The following is a 23,010-nucleotide window of genomic DNA, read 5'->3' on the forward strand; positions in this document are numbered from 1 at the left end:
CGCTGAGACGGCGAATAAAAATAAGAAGTCATTGCCGCTTGATTGTCTTTCGCTATCATCTTGAGCGATGCGCTATACCTTTGGTCAGGCGGAGGCGTTCTACTGGGTCGCGCGGCTGGGCGGCTTCCGCGCTGCCGCCCTCCATCTCAACCTGTCGCAGCCGACGATCAGCCTGCGCATCAAGGAGCTCGAACGGATCCTCGACGGCGAGCTCTTCGACCGCTCGCTCTATCGTCCGGCGCCGACGACGCTGGGCCATGCGATCTATGCGGATGTCGAACGGATGCTGGCACATGCCGAGCAGGTGCAGCGCCATAGCAAGGATGGACTGCGCGGCCGCGCCCTGCTGCGCATCGGCGCTGCCGATTCCTTCGCCGCCGCCATCCTGCCCCCTTTGCTGGCGGCACTGGCGCAGCGCCATGCCGAGCTACAGGTCGATGTCACCGTCGATTTCAGCACGAAGCTCGAACAACTCCTGCTCGACCGCTCGATCGACATCGCCTTCCTGTCGCAGCCGCGTGCGCATGATGGGGTCACCATCGTCCCGCTCTGGCTGATCGACCTCGTCTGGGTGATCGGCGAAAGCCTGCCCTTCGCCGGCAACGTGGCGACGCCGGACAACCTGGTCGACCTGCCGATCTTCACAAACGGCCCGCCGTCCGGCCTGTTCACCACCATCCAGATGTGGTTCGGGGCGCGCGGGCTGAGACCGCGCCGGCTCAATACTTGCAACCCGCTGACCGTGATCGCCCGCCTCGCCAGCGCCGGCACCGGCGCGGCGATGATCCCGCGCGAGATGATCCACCTTTCCGGCGAGAAGCTGGCACTGAGGGTACTGGAAGCCGACCCTCCGATACCCGCGCATAATCTCTGTGCGATGTGGTGGAACAACGAATCCGCAGACGAATGCGGCTATCTTGCCAATCTCGCACGCGAGATTGCGATAAATTGATGGGCTCGTGTGCACCCGCAGAGCGATGTCCGCTTTTTCCGAGCCACAAATAGCGGGATGAACCCCGAGGGGACTCGTGGAACGTCCGCTCTCGGGCAGTCTCGCGAGACAATCCGAACGCGGGCGAATCCGACCGGCTGCAGACGCGGTCAAGCTCCGCCTTCCGGTAGATTTATCTCTTCCATGCACGATGATGGTGTAGCGAAAGTGGAGTTCGCTTCATTGCGGGTAGCTCACATGAGGTGAGCTTCGAGCGAGCAAACCGGGCGGTTTCTTGCCACCGTCGCAACACGGCTGTGTCGGGAAATATCTCTCGGAGGGAGTGCAATCTATTGCGCGAGACGCCAGCATGCGAACCCAAGCGAAATGCGGCCCCTGGCAACAAACTCAGTGCCCTGCGATGCCGATCGACGCTGGCGTCCCGCGCCGATTTACACAGCAGCGAGCGCATCGTCCGTCTCCCAAGCCAAATCCCGAGGAGGCCAGGGAGGCTCGGATCAGGCCCAAACACCTAAGCGTTGATCATACGACCACTATCGATGCATTGCCGTAGCCGCCGGGCCGCTATCCGGCCGATGGTGACCGGCCCTATATCGCCGCCGAGCGACAGGCTGCAGCGCCCGGCTTCCTGCCACTCCACCCGCTCCAGCTGATCCAGGTTGACGATCAGCGAGCGGCTGATGCGGATGAAGGGCGGGCTGGGCAGCTGAGCCTCGAAATGTCGCAGCAGACGGCAGACCAGATAGTCCCGTGCGTCCTTCAGGAAGACGCGGGTGAAATCCGCCTCCGCGGCCAGCATGGAGACCGTGCCGAGCGGCGCAATCACCGACTTGCCATCGATGCGCAGATGGATGCGCTGCTGCGGACCGCCGTGCTTGGGATCGACATCCAGCTCGACATCGTCCTGTCGTTCCCGACCGGGTGCCACGGCGCGTGCTGTGTCCTGCCGGTGCCGGCGCAACCGCTCGACCGTCACGGCCAACCGCCCGGAATCGACCGGCTTCAGGAGGAAGTCGACGGCCGAGACGTCGAACGCCTTCGCCGCGTAGAGATCATGCGCGGTGACGAACACGATCGCCGGCATCGGCAGCAACTGTGCGACCAGGTCGAATCCACGGCCGTCGGTCAGCTCGACATCGAGGAAGATCGCGTCAGGGCGCAGCGCGGCTGCCAGCGCCTGCGCCTCGAACACCGTGCCGGCCTCGGCCACCACCTCGATATCCGCATGCGCCCGCAGCAGCCGCCGCAGGCCGCGCCGGGCCGGCGGCTCGTCGTCTATCAGCATCACGCGAAGCGCTCGACCAGCAGCACGTCCTTGCCGGCGGCATGAACCTCTCCACCGTATTCGGGACCCGTGGCCGGAATCCGGCTATTACGTCCTTCAGACTTGGTTCATCGACCAACAAGATCGCTTCATCGCGATCGAGCCAACGGAGCTCACGCTCCTGATGCTCGGGCCAGGTCTTCAATTGGCGATTGACCTTCAAAGGGAAGACGCGCACCTCGCAGGGCACGGCCACCCCATCGTCTTCCAACCATTTTTCATCGGTGAAGCGGCCGATGGGCTTCATGCCGATTTCGCCTCGGACGCCTGCCTCCTCATAGGCTTGGCGCTCGGCGGATTTGGCGCGCTTCTTGTCCTTGATCGCCCAGCCCTTCGGAGGTGAAAGGCTTCTCGCGCGGCAGGTAGCGCCCCTCGCCCTTCGCTCCGGTGAGGGCACCGTCGCGCACGACGAACCGCCCGCGCACCAGCAGCGACACCGGCCAGCCGGTGATCTCGACACCCTCATAGGGGGTGTAGTCCGAACCGTGATGCAGTTCGGCCTGGCGAATCGGCCTGGTCAGGTTCGGATCCCAGATGGCGAGGTCGGCGTCGTAGCCGATCGCGATCGAGCCCTTGTTGGTCAGCCCGTAGATCCTGGCGTGGTTGGTCGCGCTCAGCGCGACGAATTGCTGGAGGCTGATGCGGCCCTTGCCGACGCCTTCCGAGAACAGGATCGGCAGGCGCGTCTCGATGCCGGGAATGCCGTTCGGGACCCAGCGGAAGGAGGAGCGGCCTTTCGGCGCCAGCTTGCCGGCTTCGTCCTCGTAGCGGAACGGGCAATGGTCGGAGGAGAAGACAGAGAAGATGCCCTGCTGCAGCCCCTCCCAGCAGGCCTGCTGGCTGGCGAGGTCGCGCGGCGGCGGTGAGCAGACATATTTGGCGCCTTCCATGCCCGTCCGGTCCATGTCGGCTTCGGTCAGCACCAGATATTGCGGGCAGGTCTCGCCCATCACCTTGAGGCCGCGCGCCTGCGCCCGCCTGATCTCCTCCATCGCCTCGCGATTGGAGACATGGACGATCATGATCGGCACGTCGACCAGCTCGGCCAGCGAGATGGCGCGGTGCGTCGCCTCGCGCTCGACCGGGATCGGCCGCGAGCGGCTGTGGAAATGCGGAGCGGTCTTGCCGGCACGCTCCAGACGCTCGGTCAGGAAGCGGATCGCGTCGTAGTTCTCGGCGTGGACCTGCACGAGCGCCCCCGCCTCGCGCGCGACCTCGAGCACGCTCAGCATCTCGTAATCGTCGAGCGCCATGCCCTCATAGGTCATGAAGACCTTGAAAGAGGTGTAGCCGTCGGCGAACAGCGCCGGCAGCTCCTGGCCGAGCACGCTTTCCGTCGGATCGGAGACGATCAGGTGGAAGGAATGGTCGATATGGCAATTGCCCTGCGCCAGCGCGTGGTAGTCTTTCAGCACGGCGCGCAGCGACTGGCCCTTCTGCTGCAGGCAATAGGGCATGACCGTGCTATTGCCGCCGAAGGCCGCGGACCGCGTCGCGCTCTCGAAATCATCGGCCATGACTATGCCCGGCCCCGAGGACTGCGAGATGTGGACATGGCTGTCGATGCCGCCGGGCAGGATGAGCTTGCCGCTGGCGTCGACTTCCTCCTCCGCACCAGCCAACGCCTCGCCAATCGCGACGATGCGGCCGTCGCGGATGCCGATATCGGCCTTGTAGCCGTCGCTCGCGGTGGCGATCGTGCCGTTGCGGATGATCAGGTCGAAGCTGGGCATGATGCTCTCAATCGGCTCTGGATGGGTTTGCGAGACGTGGGGCCGCGAAACAGGCGGCCACGCGGCGGGTGGAATGGCTGCCTCACCGCATTCCGATCCGGCCATCGCGCATCACTCGGCGGAATGCCCGGCTCGGACAGCGGCTAGATTGTAGCCGGCTCAAGTTCTCCGCGCCAAGCGCGGTAGGTCGCGATCTCCTGCGTGAGCACGCTCTCCAGCGACGGCCCCTCCTCGACGCAGACCAGCGGCTTGAGCCGCGTCTCGACCAGCGAGAGATGGCTGCTCATCGCCTTCACCGCCTTGCCGCGCTCGCGCCCTGCCAGCGCGCGGAAGATGGCGCGGTGCTCCTCGCAGCCGCAGGTCGAGCCGGCGCTGGTCTCATAGAAGGTGACCAGCATCATCGTGCGGCCGACCAGTTCCTTGGCCTGGCGCTGGATGATCGGGTTCTCGGTCATCTCGGCGAGGACGAAATGAAACTCGGCCGAAAGCCTGATCCAGGTGGCGCGGTCGCCCTTACGTAGGGCGTCGGCCTCGCGGTCGACATGGTCGCGCAGGCGCTCGACCTGCGCGTCGGTCAGATTGTCGGCGAGATGGGCGGCGATGCCGCTCTCGAGGATGCGCCTTGCCTCGTAGATCAGGTGCGCCTCGCGCTGATCGGGCTCGATAGTGAAGGCGCCGCGGTTCTTGACGATCTTCAGCAGCCGCTCATGGCCGAGCCGGTGCAGCACCTTGCGGACGCGCTCGCGGCTGACGCCGAACAGCTCAGCGAGTTTGTGCTCGCCGAGCTTCATGCTCCCCGGCAGCTTACCGGCCAGCAGGAGACGGGAGAGGATGGCGTGAATCTCGGCTTCTTCCATGGAGACATCTTTAGCGCGGCTTTGCGCCGCGTGAAGGCAGCACCGAACCCTTGCAAGTCTAGCGCCAAACCAACCAAGTGTGTTGCACATTCTGTTAGCAATTGTGCACAAAACTAGCGCCAGATTCTTCCCTCCATCACATCCCAGAATCTGCACGCCATCGCGAGAGAAATCGCCTATAGCATTGGCGTTGCAATACTTTCATGGAATTTTCCTGCCTCGTGACAGTTGGCACAGCCATTGCTGACCACCTCAGACATCCGCGCCGCCTGGGAGCGCGGCGAACTTGCGAGGCCGGATCATGGATATGCTTTTCAAGGGCAGGCTGAGCCGCCGCATGCTGCTGAAGGCCGGCGCCGGTGCGACGGCGCTGATCGCCATGCCGTCCGTCCTGCGGGCGCAGACCAAGGAGCTCGTCGTCGGCGGCGCCGCCGGTCACAAGCCCTGGGTCGAGTCGATCGTCATCCCGGCCTTCGAGAAGAAGTACAATTGCAAGGTCATCTTCGAGGGCACGCGCTCGCTGGTGAACCTGGAGAAGATGCAGAAGAACAAGGGCAGCCAGTACATGTCGGTCGTCCAGATGGATGATCCGGTGATGATCCTGGCCGTCAAGGAAGGGCTGCTCGATCCGCTGACCCCGGCCAAGGCGCCGAACCTCGCCAATCTCGTGCCGGGCTCGACCCATATGGACGCGATGTGGGCGAACTACCTGCAGCCCTGGCTCGGCATCGCCTACAACAAGAGCGTGATGAAGACGACCCCGACCTCGTGGACCGAGCTGTTCGACCCGAAATACAAGGGCCGCGTCATCATCCCCTCGCTGCAGAACACCGAAGGCCTGCCGAACATCTTCATGGCCGGACACCTCGCCAGCGGCGCCGCCATGGACGCCGCACAGAAAGACACCGATGCCGGCTTCAAGAAGCTCGCGACGCTGAAATCCAACCTGCTGACGATCTACACCCAGCAGCCGCAGGCCTATAACCTGCTCGAGCAGGGCGAGGCCTACATGATCGCCTGCGGCATGTCCTCCTACGCGCTGGAGCGCAAGGCGGCCGGCGCGCCGATCGACCTCGTCGCGCCGAAGGAAGGCGTCTTCGCCATGCCGTCGGGCATCGCGGTGATCAAGGGCGCGCCGCAATCCGAGCTGGCCTTCGCCTATGTCAACGAGATGCTCGGCGCCGATTTCCAGAGCAAGCTCGCCGAGCCGACCTTCTCGCTGGCGACCAACAAGGCGGTGCCGCGCCCGGCCGGACTCGCCGCCGACGTCAAGATCCACCAGATCGACTGGGCCAATGTCGCGGCCGAGCGCGAGGGCTGGATCAAGCGCTGGGACCGCGAGATGGCGATCTGAGCGGATGGCTTCCGCTTTCCTTTCCGTCGCGGGAGCGGCCAAGACCTTCGGCGCCGCCACCGTACTCGACGGCGTCGATCTGTCGATGGGCCGGGGCGAGTTCGTCTCGCTCCTCGGCCCGTCCGGCTGCGGCAAGACCACCTTGCTGCGCATCGTCGCCGGCCTGATGGCGCCCGATCAGGGCAAGGTCGCGCTCGACGGCGAGGACATCACGCGGCGCCCGCCGCACAAGCGCGATGTCAGCGTCGTCTTCCAGAACTATGCGCTCTTCCCGCATCTCAGCGTGGCCGAGAACGTCGCCTTCGGGCTGAAGGCGCGCGGCGTGGCGCGCGACGAGATCGCGCCTGCCGTGGCCAAATATCTCGGTCTCGTGCAGATGAGCGCCTTCGCCGGCCGCTCGATCAAGGCGCTCTCCGGCGGCCAGCAGCAGCGCGTCGCGGTGGCGCGCGCGCTCGCGGTCGGCCCCAAGCTGCTGCTGCTCGACGAGCCCTTCTCGGCGCTCGACCGCAAGCTGCGCGAGGCGATGCAGATCGACCTGAAGCGCATCCTTCGCGATGTCGGCACCACCGCGATCTTCGTCACCCATGACCAGGACGAGGCACTGACCATGTCCGACCGGATCGCGGTGATGTATTCCGGGCGGATCGAACAGCTCGGCACGCCGGCCGAGATCTACCACCAGCCGGCGACGCCCTTCGCGCTCGGCTTCGTCGGCCTGTCGACGCGACTGCCGGGCAATGTCACGGAGGCCGCGGACGGCATGGTCACGGTCGAGACCGCGGTCGGCCTGCTGCGCGCCAGGGCGAATTTCCTGCCCGGTAGTCCAGTCCTCCTCGGCGTCAGGCCTGAGCGCATCGCCATCGGCCATGAGAAGGCGAACCGGATCGAGGCGCCACTCACTGACGCAGCCTTCCAGGGCGCGCGCGTTCAGCTGCATTTCCACGCGCCCGAAGGCGCGCAGATCCTGGTCGAGACGCCGGTGCTGCCGGCCGATGCCGGCCCCGGCACGCGGCTCAAGCTCTCATGGGATGTCGAGGACACGCTGGTCTATCCGGCTACGAGCGCTGCGCCATGAAGGCCCGGCGCTTCGATCCCGTTCTGCTGCTCGCGCTTCCGGCCGTGGCCTATCTGGCCGTGGTCTATGGCATCCCGCTCTTGGTCCTGTTGGGACGCAGCCTGCTCGTCGGCGGCATGCCCTCGCTCGTGCCGTTCGCCAGCTTCTTCTCGGATGGCTTCAGCTGGATCGTCATCGGCAACACCATCCGCATCGCCGTGCTGGTAACGCTGCTTTGCCTCGTGATCGGCTATCCGACCGCGTTGGCGCTTGCCCGGGCGCGCGGCGCGATGCAGGCGCTGATCCTGGTCGCGATCATCCTGCCGCTCTCGGTCGGCGTCGTGGTCAAGGCCTTCGCCTGGCAGATCGTGCTGCGGCGGGATGGCATCGTCTCGCAGTTCATGACCGGGATCGGGCTCTGGGACGAGCCGCAGCGCCTGCTCTTCACCGAGGCCGGGCTCGTCATCGGAGCGGCCAACGTCTTCGTGCCCTTCATGATCCTGCCGATCTACTCGGTGCTGAAGCTGATCGACCCGCGGCTCGGTGAGGCGGCGGCGACGCTCGGCGCCTCGCCGCTCTACCGCTTCTTCAAGGTGGCGCTGCCCTTGTCGCTGCCCGGCATCGTCACCGGCATCGCCTTCGTCTTCTCGATGGCGGCTTCGATGTACGTCATCCCGAGCCTCTTGATCGGCGACCGCTTCCAGACGCTGGCGACCCTGACCGGGCGCTCCTTCCTGTTCATGCGCAACGAACAGCTCGGCTCGACCACGGCGGTCGTGCTGCTCGTGCTCACCGTCGCCGTCGTGGTGGCGAGCGCCAGCCTGTCGAAGCGGCTGGGAGGCGCGTCATGACCGTCACGGAGCGCATCGCCTCCTTCACCGTCTGGCTGCTCGCGATCGCAACGGTCGTCTTCCTACTGACGCCGCTCGTGGTGACGGTCGCGGTCTCCTTCGGGTCGAGCGCGGTCTTCACCTTGCCGGCACCGAGCTGGTCGCTGCGCTGGTATCAGGCGCTCGGCCGCTCGCGCGAACTCTGGCCGGTGGTCGCCGCCTCGGTGCAACTCGCGGCGCTCTCGACCGCGATCGCGCTGGCGCTCGGCACGCTTTGCGCCATCGGCCTGCTGCGCAGCAGCTTTCGGGGCCGCGACGCGGTCGTGACCTTCCTGGTCTCGCCGCTGATGCTGCCCGGCCTCGTCATCGGCATCGCCATGCTGGAGACGTTTCGCGCCGCCGGCCTGCGCGATGTCTGGGCTAGCCTGATCCTCGCCCATGTCGTGATCACCCTGCCCTATGTCATCCGCACGGTGTATGCCGCGCTCTCGCTGTTCGACTTCACGCTGGTCGACGCGGCGCGCACGCTCGGCCTGTCCTATCCCAAGGCCGTGCTCAAGGTGCTGGTGCCTTCGCTGGCACCGGCCTTCCTGACCTCGGGGATGTTCGCATTCCTTGCCTCGATGGATAATTATCCGATCTCGATCTTCTTCACCGACGCCTGGACCAAGACCTTGCCGATTCAGATGCTGCAATATGTCGAGGAAAGCCCCGATCCGACCATCGCGGCGATCTCGACCCTGCTGATCCTGCTCGCCGTCGCCGTGCTCGTCGTGGGCGACCGGCTCGTCGGCCTGCGCCGCATGGCCGACCTCTGATGTTCCCCGGCACAAAGACCGACCGCGATTTCCGCGGCTATGGCAATCATCCGCCGGCGATCCGCTGGCCGAACGACGCGCGCCTCGCCGTCTCCGTCGTCGTCAATGTCGAGGAGGGCGCCGAGCTGACGCTTGGCCAGGGCGACGAGCGCAACGAGAGCGTCTACGAGGTCCAGGAGGAGATCGTCGGCGTGCGCGATCTCTGCATGGAATCGCATTTCGAATACGGCCCCCGCGCCGGCTGGCCCCGCATCCGCGAGATGCTCAAACGCTACGGCGTCCGCGCCACGCTGAACGCCAATGGCCGCGCGCTGGCGATCTCGCCCTGGCTGGCGCAGGAGGCCGTCGCCGACGGTCACGAGGTCGCCGCTCATGGCTGGCGCTGGGAGCGGCACGCCCATATGGACGAGGCGACCGAGCGCGAGGCGATAGCGCTGACGGTGAAGGCGATCACCAAAGCTGCCGGCACGCCGCCGCGCGGCTGGCACACGCGCTCGGCGACCTCGCCGAACACGCGCCGGCTGCTCAAGGAGCATGGCGGCTTCCTCTACGATTCCAACGCCTACAACGACGACCTGCCCTATCTGGTCGATGTCGGCAGTCGCGACCATCTAGTGCTACCCTATGCCTTCGACACCAACGACATGCGCTTCCAGCGCGGCGGCGGCTTCGTCTTCGCGGACGATTTCGCCCGCTACTGCATCGACGCCTTCGACCGGCTCTATGAAGAGGGCTCGAGCGCGCCACGCATGCTGTCGGTGGGCTTACATTTGCGCATCATTGGCCGGCCCGGGCGGATCGGCGGGCTGGAGCGCTTCCTGGCGCATGTAGCCTCGAAGCCGGGCGTCTGGTTCGCAAGGCGCGACGAGATCGCGCTGCATTGGCTCAACCGGATAGGTCGCAGCGACCTGATCGAGGCGCTGCGCTGATCAAGGTCAGCGATGCTCGATCCGCGCCGCCAGCGCCGGCGCCAGTCCTAGCGTCGGCTTTGGATCAGGCCGCCGGAAGGTGCCGGCACTCGCCTTGCGCGGCTTGAGCGCGACCAGCGCCTCGGCCTGCTTCAGCGCTGCGCCCATCTGGTCGACGACCGGAACCGGGATGCGATCCGCCACCTTCGCTGCCAGGCCGGCGAGCGGCGCGCCGGCGAGGATGACGACATCGGCCTCATCCTCGACGACCGCGCGCTGTGCAAGCTGAACGATGACCGCCTCCTTCTCCTCCTGCACGTCGGCAATGTCCGAGAAGCCCTCGTCGAGCATGCGGATGCCGGAGCAGCGGCCGGCCAGCCCATGCATCTCGACGCATTCCGCGTACCAGGGGCCGAGCGCGCGGGCGAAGGTAACGATGGCGAAGCGGCGACCGAGCATGCAGGCGGTCAGCATCGCCGCCTCGGCCATGCCGATGACGGGAATGTCGAAGAGCTCGCGCGCGCCCATCAGCCCGGGATCGCCGAAGGCCGCGATCACGGCGGCATCAACCTTGTCGTGATGCCCCGCCAGCATTTCGAGCGCGACCGCGCCACCGATCTGCGCCTCGGCGCGCGTCGCGATATAGGGCACGCCGCGCGGCGCCGTCAGCGGCACGATCTCGGTGCCCGGTGCGGCCACAGCTTGGGCGGCAGCGAGCAGGCGCTGGGTGATCGCCTCGGTGGTGTTGGGGTTCAGGAGCAGGATGCGCATGGCCTATCCCTGCGATGCCCGAGGGCGCTTGGCAATGGCCGCCGTCAGGCCTTGACATCGGCGTCGCCGTCGAGGTCTCGGACCGGCTGGCGGTGATGTATGCTGGCCAGATCGTCGAGACCGGCACGGTGCGCGAGCTGATCAGCAATCCACAGCACCCCTATACCAGGGGGCTGCTCGCGGCGAACCTGCACGGCGCGAAGAAGGGCGAGGGGCTCGAGGCCATCCCCGGCGCGCCGCGGGCGCTGAACGAGCCGCCATCCTCTTGCTCCTTCGTGCCGCGCTGCAAGCATGCGGGCGACGCTTGCCGGACGAGCTTGCCGCCGGCCGTCATGCTGGGCGAAGGTCGGATCGTGCGCTGCGTCCGGGTGGAGCCGGCGCTGCAGCCGGCCAGCTCGCGGCGATAGGCCACGAAGGGAAACCCACAGATCCAGGCTGCATCGAGCAGTCCGGAGAGCAGTTGCGAGGTGATCTCCTGATAGGTCCGCTTGAGAACGAGCTGGACCTCGACGCCCATGGCGTCGGTCAGATAATGCTGCAGCGCTTCGAGCAGTTGCAGGTCCGAGGTCAGGAAGACGGGCGTCAATCCGAAGTGGAAGGGCTATCCGGCGAGCCCGATCCTCGGCAAAGCAACAGAAGCCCCGGCGCCCGCGAGCAAGGCGCGGCGCGAGGGGTTCCAGCGCTGATGAACTGAACCTGTGAGTCGGCTTGCACCGACTACAACCGCATCCCTCCCAGGTTGATCTTATTTTGATTTCAATCTGACTTCCGAAGAGGGCTCAGTCAAACCTCGGCCACGAGATCGATCCTTGTGCCAGGCCAGGGGGAGCACGACACCATCGCAGCTTTCCGAAGGGTTCTCCCCGCGCGCCGGCATGCGCTGTGCTATGCACAGCCGGCCCCACAGCACGCTTCACCGCGGCGCAGTCGCCGCACGTCAACTCGGCTTAGCCGACCAGCCGATCTGCACGCTGTTCTGCGCCAAAGTACCCTGGGTCGTCGAAGCAGCTTTACATCATGCTAGAAGTTTACGCAGATCAAATCTACGAATTCAAAAATGGAGACCGCAAGCATCTCAGTGAAAAGCGAGAAACGGATTAAAGCGGTAACTGCACGCGGCAACGCAAATCGCCGCCGAACCTACGCTATTGCCGCCGTTTGTATCCGTCACTCCCACTCTATTGTTTTTCACCCGGCTAGATGATTGATCTAGCAGGGTTTTTTCTTGTTTTCAGCCTGGAAATCCGACACTCGGGCCGCTAAAAAACTACGGTATTGATATTAAAGGGAAAATTCCCGCAAAAAATTTCTGACGTTTCACCAACTATCGGGATCGATCGGACGATTTATGCCCCTCACGGCGGCTCTGCAACTAACGTGACCAACCTCGAAAAGTACCGTCACCCAGCGCACATCACGCACTCATCCAGGATCTGGGTCGGATCGCCGGCGGGGCTGATTTCGATATGAAAGCTCGGATTCTCAAGCCTATCGTCCGAGACTTTGTATCATCCCGCCCTGCCCTTGGGAACGATGCCCTGCCCCCGCGAAGGCTTCTTTGCGAGCCCGCCAACGCAAGCCCGGTATCCGTCCTCCTTCCCACTAGAACCGGGGACAGACGATGACTACGAAGAAACCAAGGCGGGTACGCATCCTGATGATGCCACTCCAAGAGGACGAGGACAGCGATCCCGTGGGCTACTCCGGCCCCGCAACGGTATTGACCGGTCTGCCGCGAACCATCAGGCGGCATGAACTCAGGCTGATCGTCTCGCTCGCCGACAGCACGATCTATGAGATGGAAAAACGAGGCGGGTTCCCGCGCCGCTTCAATCTTACGCCCCGCTGCGTGGTGTGGGGTCTGGAAGAGGTCGAGGTGTGGCTCGAACAGCGCCGACAGGCATATCTGGCAGGGGGCACGAAGATCGCGCCTGGCCCGAACGTCCGCCAACGCAAGACGCGCCCGGTGAAGGCTGTGGTTGACTAGGCGTTGCGACGAAAGCTATCGCGCCATTCATGGCGCGATAGATTCCCATTCCCTCCCGAGGAGACTCATCCCGCTCGTACCCCACGGCATTCTGGGTCACGATAGATCACGCCTCGATCAAAATTCCCTCTGAAGTGAGGGACTTGTGAATTTGCGCCTACCTGCCCGACCGCTGTCCGACGGGTGGTAGAACGCCGATGCATCTCAGCAGCTTGCGGGGCCATGCTGCGGGCAAAGAAGCCCCCTGCCCCGCCTCGCTGGTGTGAACTCGCTCAGATGACCGCCTTGGCCGATTACAGGGTTACTGCTGCCGGCCCCATTGGCCCTCAGTGCGTGATCGAGATCGGGCGCGTGAGTGCATGAGCGCGAACGCGAGCAATATGAGGCGTTCCGCGGGACGCAAACGACAGCCATTCGGCGTCAGGCGGCATCATCTCCGCCGGAAGACGAGTCCGGCGGAATACATCCGTCGAACCTGCAGACAGCGGGCATTTGCGGCCTGCCATCAACGCCGGTCCCAGAAAATGGCTATCGTTTCCCTGGTATCAGCTACAGCGTGAGCTAGGCGGACTTCCTGACCCCGTTATCCTCCATAGCCACAAACTAAGCAGCTTTCGCAAGATGGCTAACACGGGGGATTTCGAATGATCCGGCGATCATCTGTTGTTGCCATGGCTTTCCTTGCCTTGGCGAGTTCCGTCGAGGCCAAAGTCAAGATCGGTGTCATCGGGCCATTCTCCGGGCCGTTCGCCAGCCAGGGCAAGAATTTCAAAGCCGGCATCGATGCCTACATGGCGTTGAACGGCAGCAAGGTCGGCGCCGAAGAGATCGAGATTATCTATCGCGATCTGCCGCAGGCCGATCCGGCGCAGGCCAAGGCCCGTGCCCAGGAACTCGTGGTCAAGGAAGGCGTCCAGTATCTCGCGGGCTTCTATTTCACGCCTGACGCGCTGGCGGTTGTGCCGATCCTCGAGCAGGCCAACGTCCCCATGCTCGTCATGAATGCCGGCACCTCGATGATCGTAACCCGAAGCCCGCTCGTGGTGCGGACCTCCTTCACCATGTGGCAGACCTCGACGCCCATGGCGAAGGTCGCCAGGGACAAGGGTATCGGCAAAGTCGTGACGATCGTCAGCGATTACGGTCCTGGCGTCGATGCCGAAACCGCTTTCAAGACGGCTTTCATAGGGCTCGGGGGACAGGTGATCGATTCGATCCGCATGCCGCTCTCGACCACGGACTACAGCCCGATCATGCAGCGGGTCCGCGGCACGGGCGCTGACGCCATCTTCGCCTTTCTTCCGTCCGGGCCGACAACTCTCGGCTTCGTCAAAGCTTATAACGAGAATGATCTTGCCAAGGCCGGCATCAGGTTCCTTTCGCCGGGCGATTTGACCCAGGAATCGGATTTGCCCGCGCTGGGTGATGCCGCGCTCGGCATTCAGACGACGTTCCACTACTCGGTGTCGCATGACTCGCCCGAGAACAGGGTGTTCGTCGAAGCGGCGAGCAAGGCCATCGGCAATGCCCAGGAGTTGTCGTTTCCGGCGGTCGGCGCCTTCGATGGTATGCACGTCATCTACAAGATGATCGAAGCCACCGGCGGCAAGCAGGATGCGGCAAAGGCCGTCGAAGCGATCAAGGGCCTGATCTGGCAAAGCCCGCGCGGCCCGGTTTCGATCGATCCTGCAACGCGGCACATCACGCAGAACATCTATCTGCGCGAAGTCAGCAAGACGCCGGACGGACGCTACATCAACAAGGAGATCGCGACCTTCGAGAAGCAGGGCGACCCCGGCCTGGCCGCCGCCAAGTGATCGCCGCCTAGATCACCAGGACGCGCTCGGGCCGGGCTGTCCGGCCAGCGCGGGGAAAGGCGGAGAGTGGAGCGGTGCAGACCTTCTTCAGTGTCGCAATCGATGCGCTTGCCTATGGCATGGTGCTGTTTGTCATCTCGATCGGCCTGTCGATCACCATGGGATTGATGCGGGTCGTCAATCTGGCGCATGGCGCCTTCGCGATGGTCGGCGGCTATATCGCATCCCATGCCACGCAAGAGCTGGGCTTCGGCTATGCGAGCGCCATCCTGATCGCGGTCGGCATCACGGTCATCGCGGCCATTCCGATCGAGCGCCTCCTCTACAGGCGCATTTACGGCGCACCTGAACTCACGCAGGTGCTGATGACGATCGGCATCACCTTTTGCATCATCGGCATTGCCAACTACCTTCTGGGTCCGACGCTGAAGGTCATCCCGCTGCCCGAATTCCTCCGGGGTCCGGTCGATCTCGGCTTCCGTTCGATCGCGGCCCACAAGCTCTTCGCCATCGCGGTCGGCGGCGGCGTGGCGATCGCGCTGTGGTACCTGCTCGAAAGGACCGCTTTCGGCATTCGGATCCGGGCAACGGTCGACGACGCCGCCATGGCGGGGTCGCTCGGCGTGAATGCGAAGCTGGTCTATGCCGCCAGCTTCGCCGTCGCGGTCGGGCTGGCAGCCCTTGGCGGCATCGTCGGGGCACAAATGCTGCCGATCGAGCCCTATTACGCGCTCCGCTACATGGTGACATTCCTGGTCGTCGTGTCGATCGGCGGCGCGGGCTCGATCCAGGGCGCCTTGCTCGCCTGTCTGCTCCTCGGGGCGATCGACACCACCGGGCGTTTCCTCGTGCCGGAATATGGCGAGTTCTTCTCCTATCTCGCCGTCGTCGTCGTCGTTTCGCTGTATCCGAACGGTCTATTCGGCAGGGCTGCATAAATGTCGGATATTTCCATCGGGGCAGCGCCCGCAGCACGAAAAAACTGGCTCTTGCGGGATTTCGCCGGGATCGGCCTCATCCTGGCTCTCGCGGCTGTCGGCTACCTTCTGTTTCCGAACAACCTCTCGTTGCTCACGCGCATCATCGGAATTGCCCTGCTGGTATTGTCGCTCGACTTGATCACCGGCTATTGCGGTGTCGCGACCCTGGGCCAGTCCGCCCTCTTCGGCGCCGGTGCCTATCTGGCCGGCATCGCCGCGGTTCGCTGGGGTATCCACGATCCGCTGTTGATGATCGGCCTCGGCGCGATCGGCGGCGCCATCATGGCCGCGCTATCGGGCGCGGTGATCCTGCGCGGCCATGGTCTGACGCAACTCGTGCTGTCAATTGCGATCGCGCAAATGCTTCAGCAGATCGCCAACAAGGCTTCTGCCTACACGGGCGGAAGCGATGGTCTGGCCGGAATCGAGCCGGCGCCGATCTTCGGGCTGTTCGCATTCGATCTCTGGGGGCGCACCGCCTATGGCCTGGCCGTGGCTCTGCTGGCGATTATCTTCCTTCTCCTGCGGATAGTGACACGCTCGCCCTTCGGAATGTTGTGCCGCGGCGCCAAGGAAGACCCTGTCCGCGTGCGGGCGATGGGAGCATCCGTCCGGGGTACGCTTCTCAAAGCCTATGTGATTTCCGGCGCCGTGGCCGGCGTCGGCGGTGCAATGACGGCCATCTCAACTCAGGTCGTCGGCCTCGACAGCCTGAGCTTCCAGCTTTCGGCGCAGTCTCTCGTGATGCTGGTCGTCGGGAGTACGGGCACGTTGTACGGCGCGCTCATCGGCGCGGTGAGCTTCGTGCTCTTCGAGGACCTCGTCTCCGCGGCAAATCCGTTCCACTGGCTGACCATCGTCGGCGCGTTGCTGGTCGTGGTCGTCCTGTTCGCGCCGAAGGGACTCTATGGCGGGGCAGCCGCACTCGTCGCCCGGATCAGGACAGGCGGTCAATGACGGCGCTGCTGCATGTCGAGAAGCTACGGAAGAGCTTCGGTGGCCTGGCCGTCACGCAGGATGTGTCGATCACCATCGCCGCCGGTGAACGCGTGGCTCTGATCGGGCCCAACGGTGCGGGCAAGACCACCTTCGTTAATCTCGTCACCGGACATCTTCGCCCGGATGGCGGCCGTGTGCTGCTCGGGGGTGTCGATGCCACCACATTCGAACCGACCAGGCGGGTTCGACTGGGGCTCGTGCGCTCGTTCCAGGTAACCCGGCTGTTCCCCAGCATGACGCCGCGCGAGCATCTCGGACTTGCCGTTATGCAACGCCGGGGGATCGCGGGACGGATGTTTGGCGATTATCGGGCTAATGCGCAGGTCTCGGCCGAGATCGACGAACTGCTTGGCCTGTTCGCGCTGGGATCGGTCGCCGATCGCAAAATAGCCGAGATCGCCTATGGGCTGCAGCGCCTGCTCGAAATCGCGTTGGCACTGGCGTTGAAGCCGAAAGTTCTTCTGCTCGACGAACCGGCGGCCGGAGTCCCGCAGAGCGACACGCCACTCATCGACGCGGCGCTCACCTCTCTGTCGCCGGAACTCGCCGTTCTGATGATCGACCACGACATGGATCTCGTCTTCCGCTTCGCAACGCGCGTGGTGGTTCTGGCAGCCGGCGCCGTCATCTTTGACGGTTCTCCGTCGGAGGTGACGGGACATCAGCGTGTGCGCGAAGCCTATCTGGGAAGTTACGCCGATGACCGCAGCGCCGCTTGACGTCGAGGGCGTCGCCGCCGGCTACGGCCCGACCCGGATCCTCGAAGGCGTGACCTTTACGGTGCCTGCCGGAGCGCGATTGGCCATCCTCGGCCGCAACGGCGTCGGCAAGACGACCCTGCTGGCGACGCTGGCCGGCCACACCAGGTTGCTCGCGGGGCGCATTCGCATCGGCAATCTCGATCTGGCTCGCATGGAGCCGTATCGCCGCGCCCGTGCCGGCCTGGGCTACGTACCGCAGGCGCGCTGCGTATTCCCTTCGCTGACGGTCGAGGAGAATCTTTTCGTCGGGCTGAAGGACCGAGCTCGTCCGGCAATCGAGGAAGCATACGCGATGTTTCCGCGCCTGAAGGAGCGGCGGCGGAACTTCGGCAATCAGCTTTCCGGCGGAGAGCAGCAGATGCTGTCGACAGCCCGAACGATCCTCGGCCGCCCCACCGTCCTGCTGCTCGACGAACCTCTCGAGGGGCTGGCACCGGTGATCTGCGAGGAGTTGATGTCCGGTTTGTCGACGCTCGCCGCGAGCGGCGAGATGACGATCCTGCTGGTCGAGCAGCGAATTCAGAGCGCCCTCGATTTCGCGACGCATGTGCTGATCATGGAGCGTGGCCAGATCGCCTGGACCGGTACGCGGGCCGATCTCGGCACGGAGCCCGGCGTCATCGAACAATTCCTCGGCGTCGGAGGGCACTGAGGCTGCCGGGCTCCGACGTTCAATTCATGGCTATCGCATCTCAAGGATTGGCCATCCGAACCGGTCGCGGACATGGCGAACATTCGAGATGATCGGACGAATGGGCAGCGGCTTCACCATGCTGCAGATGTTTGGGAGAGAAACGCATGGCCGATAATCCTGAAGACATCCGTGCCGACAAGAAGCGGCCGTTCACGGGTGCCGAATATCTGGAATCGCTCCGCGACGGCCGCGAAATCTACATTTATGGCGAGCGCGTCAAGGATGTGACAAAGCACCCGGCATTCCGCAATTCGGCCGTTTCGATCGCGAAGCTCTACGATGCGCTGCACGACCCGAAGACGAAGCCTGTGCTCACCACGCAAACCGACACCGGCTCCGGCGGATACACGCATCGCTTCTTCCGCTACGCCCGTTCGAGCGAGGATCTGATCGCGCAGCGCGATGCGATCGCAGCCTGGTCCCGACAGACCTATGGCTGGATGGGTCGCAGCCCCGACTACAAGGCGAGCTTCACCAACACGCTGGGCGCGAATGCCGATTTCTACGGCAAGTTCGCCGATAATGCGCGCGGCTGGTATGCGCGCGCCCAGGAGGCGGTTCCGTTCATCAACCACACGTTGGTCAACCCGCCGATCGACCGCAACAAGGCGGCGGACGACGTGAAAGACGTCTATGTGCGCATCGAGAAGGAGACCGATGCCGGCATCTACGTTTCCGGCGCCAAGGTGGTCGCGACCTCCTCGGCGCTGACGCAGTATAATTTCCTCGGCCAGAATATGGCGGCAGAGATCACCGACGACAGTCTCGCGGTGATGTTCATGGCCCGGATGGACACGCCCGGCATCAAGCTGATCTGCCGACCCTCCTATGAGTTGGCGGCGGCGGCGACTGGCTCGCCCTTCGACTATCCGCTGACCAGCCGTTTCGACGAGAACGATGCGATTTTCATCTTCGACAACGCGTTCATCCCTTGGGAGAACGTGTTCGTGCATCGCGACATCAATATGCTGCGGAAGTTCTACCCGCAATCGGGCTTCCTGAACGGTTTTACCTTCCAAAGCTGCACCCGTTTGTCGGTGAAACTCGACTTCATCATCGGGCTGCTGCAGAAGGCATTGCGCGCTTGCGGGACAGACGAGTTCCGCGGCGTCCAGGTCCAACTCGGCGAGATCATTGGCTGGCGCAATCTGTTCTGGTCGCTCACCGACGCGATGTCGGCGGTGCCTGACAAGTGGCACGGCGACGCGTACCTGCCCAACGTCAAGGCGGGTTCGGCCTATCGCATCTTTGCGACCGAAGCCTATCCGGCGATCCGATCGATCATCCAACAGATCGTCGCATCGGGCCTGATCTACCTGCCGTCGAGCCCGCGCGACTTCAAGAACCCCGAAGTCGATGCCTATCTGGCCCGCTATTCGCGCGGCTCCAACGGCATCGACTACAAGGAGCGCATCAAGATCATGAAGGCGCTCTGGGATGCGGTCGGCTCCGAGTTCGGCTCGCGCCACGAACTCTACGAGCGCAATTATGCCGGCAACCACGAAGCGATCCGGATGCAGGCCCTGATGCAGGCGCGAGGCTCCGGCGCACTTGCCGAAATGGAGGCGTTGGCAACCGCCTGCATGAACGATTACGACGAGAACGGCTGGGTCGCTCCGGGCTATCACAGCAATGAGGACGTCAGCATTCTCGGCAGGCTGAACGGTTGATGTCATGCACGTCGATCGCAATACCTTTCGCACCGCCATGTCCCGCTTCGGCGCGGCAGTATCCGTCATCACGACGGACGGGCCGGGCGGCCGGTGCGGATTTACCTGTACCGCCGTTTGCTCGGTCACGGATGAGCCGGCGACCGTGCTCGTCTGCGTTCACAAAGACAGCCGCACCAATCAGGCCTTCAAGACCAATCTGGTGCTGTGCGTGAATCTTCTGAACGCCGATCAGGGCGAACTCTCCGCCTCCTTCGCTGGTCAGGCCGGCGACGATATGGAGGCGCGTTTCAGAAGGGTGAGCTGGTCGACGCGGAAGACCGGCGCGCCAGTCTTCGACAACGCCGTTGCGACGCTCGATTGCAGTATCGCCGAGATCAAGGAGTTCGGCACGCACAACATCATGTTCGCGCGCGTCTATTCGGCGGAAGCCAGACCTGAGCAGGCGCCCCTGATGTACTTCAATCGCGGCTATCACGGCCTCGGGCCGATCGGGATCGGGCTGCCCCTTTCGACGGCCGGCGCGGCCGGAGGCTAAGGCCGGCATCTTCAACGGATAAGCGAGGAGACCATCGTGTCGAACAATGCAGACGACCTGCCGATCAATCTCGACGAATGGATCAAGGAGAACGGTCACAATCTGAAGCCGCCGATCGGCAATCTTCAATTCTGGAAGAAGAGCTGGCAGAACCTGCTCGTCATGATGGTCGGCGGGCCGAACTACCGCCCGGACTATCATGACGATCCCGGCGAGGAACTCTTCATCCAGCTGCGTGGCGACGTGACGCTGAAACTGATCGACCCGGTCACGCGCAAGCGCTCCGAGGTTGTGGTGCGAGAGGGCGAGATGTACCTGTTGCCGTCCCATGTCAGGCATTCGCCGCAGCGTCCGGAGGGCTGCATCGGCCTCGTGATCGAGCGCTATCGCCAGCCTGGAGAAGTCGATGCGCTGGAATGGTATGACGAGGCTGGAAACCTCGAATTCAGGGGCGAGTTCCTGATCACCAACATCGAAACCGATCTCACCAAGGTTCAGGCGGCGTGGAAAGCCTGGGCTCAGGATCCCGGCCGAACGATCCCGACCGTGTGGCGTGTCGGAGAGGGTCTGCCGGCAGGGATCGTTGCGGCGGACAAGGCCTGACAATCATGGCCGATGGGACACCGAAATCTCCGGGTTCGAGGAATGTTCCGGCTGCCTCCGGCGCCGCTCGGCGCGCGCTCAATGTCCCGGCCTATTATCTCTACGGAGAGAACTGGACAGCCGAGAGCTTCGGTTTTTTTCACATCGAGCCTTTCGCCACCCGTAATATCCCCAACAACTGGCGGATCGGCCTGCACCGGCATCCGGATTTTCACCAGCTCTCGATCGCATTCGCCGGCAGCTGCGCTTTCGAGCATGACGGATACGCGGCGACCGCGGCAGGGCCATGCTGCGTTTTCACGCCGGCCAATGTCGTTCACCAGTTCACCTACGAACCCGGCAGCGTTGGCTATGTCATCAGCGTGTCATCGGATTTCGTGGCCGGCCTGGCTCTGGACAACAGCCCGGTCAGATCGGCATTGGCGCGGCTGACCGCACTGCGCCTGACCGAGTTGCGAGACGACGCGACTGCCGAACACCTGCGCAAGCTCATCTCTCTGATCGCCGAGACATTCGCGGCCGACCACGGGCGCAGCCGCGAGACAGTTCGCTATCTCTTCGGCGCATGTCTCCTCGAACTCAATGCGGCGATCGCGTCGGCGAAACCGATCGACAATCACGCGACACGCTCTACGGCCGGCACCGCCGACCTTTTCAACCGCTTCCGGGAATGCCTGGAAACCGAACTTGAACTCACGGGAAGATCGGGCAGGCCGCCCGATACGCCCCACACGGTGGAGTCGTTCGCGGCCCGGCTGTCGACGACGCCCTATGCGCTCAACACCGCCTGCAAGCGCGCGCTCGGCCGCTCGGCCAAGGACATTGTTCAGACCGCGCTGCTCGGCCAGGCGACGAGGCTTTTGCTCTACACCAAGCGCTCGATCAAGGAGATCGCTTACGGACTGGGCTACTCCCACCCGTCGCATTTCGTCCGCTTCTTCAAGCATCACCGCGGCGTAACGCCAGAAATCTTTCGGCAACGCTTCATCGAACTGGAGCCTGGCTCGACACTCTGACGGCAGGCGTCGAATGGCTCCCTCATCTCAGCGACAGGAAACCGAAATGGCTCGCACCATCATCAACAATCCCGCCCTGCCGCGGTCCAAGTCGCCGCACTCCAACGCGGTCAAGGTCGGCAATCTGATCTTCGTCTCCGGTTTCCCCGGCTACGACGAGAACGTCAAAATCCCCCAGGGCGATTTTGCCCAGCAGATGCGGTTCGCACTGCAGCATATCAAGGCAACGCTCGAATATGCCGGCAGCTCGGTCGACAAGATCGCCAAGGTCAATATCTACCTCGACCGGCGTGCCGATTTCGATGAGATGAACGAGATCTACAAGGAGTTCTTCGGCCCCGACCAGTCCGGCTGGCCGGCTCGCACGACTGTCGAAGCGCGGTTGCCGCGCAAGGACTTCCTGCTCGAGATCGACTGCGTCGCGGAAGCTTGACTCGCCCTTTGCAGCCATCACCGCCCGTATCGACCCTTAATAACGCCCAGCGACAGAGCCAACCAATGCTGACAGACGAAGAACGCCGCCAGGGTGCTGCCGATCTTTACCGGGCCGAACAGGACAAAAAGATCATCCCTCAGCTCAGCAAGAGCTATCCGGCGATCGAGTTGCAGGATGCCTATGTCATCCAGCGGCTCTGGGCCGAGATGCATCTTGCCAAAGGCGCCCGCCAGATCGGTCACAAGATCGGTCTGACCTCGCGGGCAATGCAGATGGCCTCCAAGATCACCGAGCCGGACTACGGTCATCTGCTCGACTCGATGATGTATCGCGACGGCGCCCAGATTCCGGCTGCGAACTTCCTGAAGCCGCGCCTGGAAGTTGAGCTCGCCTTCGTCATGGGGTCGGATCTGGAGGGGCCCGGAACCCAGATTTACGACGTGATGCGCGCCACCGAGTACGTCGTGCCAGCGCTCGAAATTATCGATTACCGGACGGAGGTTCCTCGCGCCATCACCGACACGATCGCCGACAATGCGGCGTCTGGCGGCGTCGTCGTGGGCGGGCGAATGATTCGCCCCTTCGATATCGATGTGCGTTGGGTAGGAGCGACGCTGGCCAAAAACGGCATCATCGAGGAATCTGGAGTCTCGGCCGCGATCATGGGTCACCCTGCAGCCGGCATCGCTTGGCTGGTCAACAAGCTCGCGGTGGTCGGGGCGAAGCTCGAGAAAGGTCAGATTGTCCTTGCAGGCTCGTTCACACGGCCGGTCGACGTCGCGGCCGGAGACGTGATCCATGCTGACTACGGACCACTCGGCGCGATCGGCGTCTCGTTCGTCTGAGGAGCTGCCCTGATCATCGCCGGTGATATGACCGAATCCATACCGGCACACCGATCCTGAGCG

The 23,010-nt window shown here is 63.9% G+C and carries 23 protein-coding genes and 1 pseudogene; 19 read left to right on the top strand and 5 right to left on the bottom strand.

The window, feature by feature from the left end; all coding sequences use genetic code 11:
• Positions 1–67 precede the first annotated feature (67 nt).
• A complete protein-coding gene (locus tag ACSQ24_RS13730) occupies positions 68–952 on the top strand; it encodes a LysR family transcriptional regulator (protein ID WP_436095213.1) in 885 nt (294 codons plus the stop codon).
• A 511-nt stretch (positions 953–1,463) separates the two neighbouring features.
• Here ACSQ24_RS13730 and ACSQ24_RS13735 read toward each other — a convergent pair.
• The 3 genes from ACSQ24_RS13735 to ACSQ24_RS13745 all read right to left on the bottom strand — a co-directional run bounded on the left by ACSQ24_RS13735 (position 1,464) and on the right by ACSQ24_RS13745 (position 4,866).
• Positions 1,464–2,237, bottom strand: a complete 774-nt coding sequence (locus ACSQ24_RS13735; protein WP_436095214.1) for a LytR/AlgR family response regulator transcription factor — start codon at positions 2,235–2,237, stop codon at positions 1,464–1,466.
• A gap of 314 nt (positions 2,238–2,551) precedes the next feature.
• Entirely contained in the window at positions 2,552–4,009 is a 1,458-nt protein-coding gene (hydA, locus tag ACSQ24_RS13740) for a dihydropyrimidinase (RefSeq protein WP_436095215.1), read from the bottom strand.
• A 143-nt stretch (positions 4,010–4,152) separates the two neighbouring features.
• Positions 4,153–4,866 (bottom strand): GntR family transcriptional regulator, encoded by a 714-nt coding sequence (locus ACSQ24_RS13745; RefSeq protein WP_436095216.1) that lies wholly within the window; start codon positions 4,864–4,866, stop codon positions 4,153–4,155.
• 301 nt (positions 4,867–5,167) lie between these two features.
• Between ACSQ24_RS13745 and ACSQ24_RS13750 the strand changes: the two genes are divergently transcribed.
• The 5 genes from ACSQ24_RS13750 to ACSQ24_RS13770 are packed head-to-tail and all read left to right on the top strand — an operon-like array spanning position 5,168 to position 9,851.
• A complete protein-coding gene (locus tag ACSQ24_RS13750) occupies positions 5,168–6,220 on the top strand; it encodes an ABC transporter substrate-binding protein (RefSeq protein WP_436095217.1) in 1,053 nt (350 codons plus the stop codon).
• A gap of 4 nt (positions 6,221–6,224) precedes the next feature.
• Entirely contained in the window at positions 6,225–7,295 is a 1,071-nt protein-coding gene (locus ACSQ24_RS13755) for an ABC transporter ATP-binding protein (protein WP_436095218.1), read from the top strand.
• Positions 7,292–8,125 carry an ABC transporter permease gene (locus tag ACSQ24_RS13760; RefSeq protein WP_436095219.1) on the top strand — a complete coding sequence of 278 codons (834 nt, stop codon included), beginning with the start codon at positions 7,292–7,294 and terminating at the stop codon, positions 8,123–8,125. Before ACSQ24_RS13755 ends, ACSQ24_RS13760 begins: the two co-directional genes overlap by 4 nt.
• Positions 8,122–8,922, top strand: a complete 801-nt coding sequence (locus ACSQ24_RS13765) for an ABC transporter permease (protein ID WP_436095220.1) — start codon at positions 8,122–8,124, stop codon at positions 8,920–8,922. The genes ACSQ24_RS13760 and ACSQ24_RS13765 overlap by 4 nt, the downstream gene beginning before the upstream one ends.
• On the top strand, positions 8,922–9,851 hold the full coding sequence (locus ACSQ24_RS13770; protein ID WP_436095221.1) for a polysaccharide deacetylase family protein: 930 nt from the start codon (positions 8,922–8,924) through the stop codon (positions 9,849–9,851). Before ACSQ24_RS13765 ends, ACSQ24_RS13770 begins: the two co-directional genes overlap by 1 nt.
• Before the next feature lie 6 nt (positions 9,852–9,857).
• Here the strand turns inward: ACSQ24_RS13770 and ACSQ24_RS13775 are convergent, their stop codons facing one another.
• Positions 9,858–10,601, bottom strand: a complete 744-nt coding sequence (locus ACSQ24_RS13775; protein ID WP_436095222.1) for an aspartate/glutamate racemase family protein — start codon at positions 10,599–10,601, stop codon at positions 9,858–9,860.
• Between the two features lie 95 nt (positions 10,602–10,696).
• Between ACSQ24_RS13775 and ACSQ24_RS13780 the strand changes: the two genes are divergently transcribed.
• Entirely contained in the window at positions 10,697–11,008 is a 312-nt protein-coding gene (locus ACSQ24_RS13780; RefSeq protein ID WP_436097888.1) for an oligopeptide/dipeptide ABC transporter ATP-binding protein, read from the top strand.
• Here ACSQ24_RS13780 and ACSQ24_RS13785 read toward each other — a convergent pair.
• Positions 11,008–11,187 (bottom strand): annotated as a pseudogene (locus tag ACSQ24_RS13785) (PhnD/SsuA/transferrin family substrate-binding protein); the annotation flags it as partial. The gene ACSQ24_RS13780 and the pseudogene ACSQ24_RS13785 overlap by 1 nt on opposite strands.
• A gap of 1,035 nt (positions 11,188–12,222) precedes the next feature.
• Between ACSQ24_RS13785 and ACSQ24_RS13790 the strand changes: the two are divergent.
• The 12 genes from ACSQ24_RS13790 to hpaH all read left to right on the top strand — a co-directional run bounded on the left by ACSQ24_RS13790 (position 12,223) and on the right by hpaH (position 22,947).
• Positions 12,223–12,588: a helix-turn-helix transcriptional regulator gene (locus tag ACSQ24_RS13790; RefSeq protein WP_436095223.1), complete on the top strand. Its 366-nt coding sequence runs from the start codon at positions 12,223–12,225 to the stop codon at positions 12,586–12,588.
• 671 nt (positions 12,589–13,259) lie between these two features.
• A complete protein-coding gene (locus ACSQ24_RS13795) occupies positions 13,260–14,405 on the top strand; it encodes an ABC transporter substrate-binding protein (protein WP_436095224.1) in 1,146 nt (381 codons plus the stop codon).
• Between the two features lie 74 nt (positions 14,406–14,479).
• Positions 14,480–15,343, top strand: a complete 864-nt coding sequence (locus ACSQ24_RS13800; RefSeq protein ID WP_436095225.1) for a branched-chain amino acid ABC transporter permease — start codon at positions 14,480–14,482, stop codon at positions 15,341–15,343.
• Positions 15,344–16,342, top strand: a complete 999-nt coding sequence (locus ACSQ24_RS13805) for a branched-chain amino acid ABC transporter permease (RefSeq protein ID WP_436095226.1) — start codon at positions 15,344–15,346, stop codon at positions 16,340–16,342. It begins immediately after the preceding gene.
• Positions 16,339–17,103 (top strand): ABC transporter ATP-binding protein, encoded by a 765-nt coding sequence (locus tag ACSQ24_RS13810; RefSeq protein WP_436095227.1) that lies wholly within the window; start codon positions 16,339–16,341, stop codon positions 17,101–17,103. The genes ACSQ24_RS13805 and ACSQ24_RS13810 overlap by 4 nt, the downstream gene beginning before the upstream one ends.
• Positions 17,084–17,797, top strand: coding sequence for an ABC transporter ATP-binding protein (locus ACSQ24_RS13815; RefSeq protein WP_436095228.1), 714 nt, complete (start codon positions 17,084–17,086; stop codon positions 17,795–17,797). The genes ACSQ24_RS13810 and ACSQ24_RS13815 overlap by 20 nt, the downstream gene beginning before the upstream one ends.
• Positions 17,798–17,943: 146 nt before the next feature.
• The gene (locus ACSQ24_RS13820; protein ID WP_436095229.1) at positions 17,944–19,509 is read left to right on the top strand and encodes a 4-hydroxyphenylacetate 3-hydroxylase N-terminal domain-containing protein; all 1,566 of its coding nucleotides are present in this window, start codon (positions 17,944–17,946) and stop codon (positions 19,507–19,509) included.
• Between the two features lie 4 nt (positions 19,510–19,513).
• Complete coding sequence (locus tag ACSQ24_RS13825; protein WP_436095230.1) at positions 19,514–20,047, top strand: flavin reductase; 534 nt, start codon at positions 19,514–19,516, stop codon at positions 20,045–20,047.
• 36 nt (positions 20,048–20,083) lie between these two features.
• Positions 20,084–20,650 carry a 3-hydroxyanthranilate 3,4-dioxygenase gene (nbaC, locus tag ACSQ24_RS13830; protein WP_436095231.1) on the top strand — a complete coding sequence of 189 codons (567 nt, stop codon included), beginning with the start codon at positions 20,084–20,086 and terminating at the stop codon, positions 20,648–20,650.
• 5 nt (positions 20,651–20,655) lie between these two features.
• Positions 20,656–21,666: an AraC family transcriptional regulator gene (locus ACSQ24_RS13835; RefSeq protein WP_436095232.1), complete on the top strand. Its 1,011-nt coding sequence runs from the start codon at positions 20,656–20,658 to the stop codon at positions 21,664–21,666.
• A gap of 46 nt (positions 21,667–21,712) precedes the next feature.
• Positions 21,713–22,099, top strand: coding sequence for a RidA family protein (locus ACSQ24_RS13840; RefSeq protein WP_436095233.1), 387 nt, complete (start codon positions 21,713–21,715; stop codon positions 22,097–22,099).
• Between the two features lie 65 nt (positions 22,100–22,164).
• Positions 22,165–22,947: a 2-oxo-hept-4-ene-1,7-dioate hydratase gene (gene hpaH, locus ACSQ24_RS13845; protein WP_436097889.1), complete on the top strand. Its 783-nt coding sequence runs from the start codon at positions 22,165–22,167 to the stop codon at positions 22,945–22,947.
• The last annotated feature ends 63 nt before the right edge of the window (positions 22,948–23,010 follow it).

The organism is Allobosea sp. LjRoot237 (assembly GCF_964253285.1).
Taxonomy (GTDB): domain Bacteria; phylum Pseudomonadota; class Alphaproteobacteria; order Rhizobiales; family Beijerinckiaceae; genus Allobosea.